1 protein-coding gene and 1 pseudogene are annotated in these 1,058 nt (G+C 70.0%); both read left to right on the top strand.

What is annotated here, in order from left to right:
* A pseudogene (locus tag AC1DXV_RS34960) lies at positions 1–353 on the top strand (response regulator); the annotation flags it as partial.
* 61 nt (positions 354–414) lie between these two features.
* A partial coding sequence (locus AC1DXV_RS34955; protein ID WP_477938092.1) for a phosphoethanolamine transferase domain-containing protein occupies positions 415–1,058 on the top strand: 644 nt, incomplete at its 3' end.

Here is a 1,058-nt window from a genome sequence, read left to right as displayed (position 1 = left end):
CGCAGCGCGTGCGCGATGCGCAGCAGCGCATCAACGAGATGGCCGAACAGGCGGTATCGCACACGCTGGCGGGCGACCACCGCGGCGCCGTGCAGCTGCTGCTGGCGCACGGCGAGCGCACGTTGAACGGCAAGCTGATCGAGATGGCGCGCATGACGCTGCAGCGCCACCACGAGAAGATCGCCGATGGCGGGCCGCTGCAGGAGCGTGTCGAGGCACTGCGCAGCCGCTATGGCGGCAGCGTCGTTCCCGGGCTCGGCCAGGCCGCGGGCCGCCAGGCCGGCGCGCTGACGCTGCGCGAGCGCGGCGCCCCCGCCGAGGCCGAAGCAACCGCACCCGCCGACGCACCCTGACAGGCGGCATCGAGGCCTTGCCCTAAGCCTCGCCTCATCCTGCTGCTGCGACAATTCCGGCATGCACCTTGGCCGCAACCGGGCTCTGTTCCCCTCCTCCCACGCTTCCTGGAACCCTCTGACGCTGGCCGTGCTGGCGAGCGTGTGGATCGCCACCCTTGCGAACTGGCCGCTGTGGCAGTCGCTGCGGGCGCTGCCCGAGATGCAGGGCCCGCGCGGCACGCTCTTCATCGTCGCGTTCGGCGTGATCGTCGCGTGCCTCACCAGCATCGTGCTGACGATGCTGGCCTGGCGCTGGAGCATCAAGCCGGCGATCGGGCTCTTCCTGCTGGCGGCGGCCTTCGGTGCGCATTTCATGGGCACCTACAACGTCGTGATCGACAGCACGATGATGACCAACGTGCTGCAGACCGACATGCGCGAGACGCGCGACCTGCTGAGCCTGCGCATGGCAGCGAGCGTGCTCGTGATCGCCGTGCTGCCGCTCGCGTGGCTGTGGCGGCGGCCGCTGCAGGCGCCGGGCCTGTGGCGACAAGCCGGCCGCAACCTGCTGGGGCTGATCGCGGCGGTGGTCGTGATGGTGGGCGTGGCGGGCGCCCTGTTCGCCGACCTCGCGTCGACGATGCGCACCCACAACACGCTGCGCTACAAGATCAATCCGCTGAACTCGTTCTATGCGCTCGGGATGCTGGTGCACGACGCCAA

It is taken from the genome of Rhizobacter sp. P3_C12, assembly GCF_056402735.1.
This window is presented reverse-complemented; position numbering and strand designations above follow the sequence as displayed.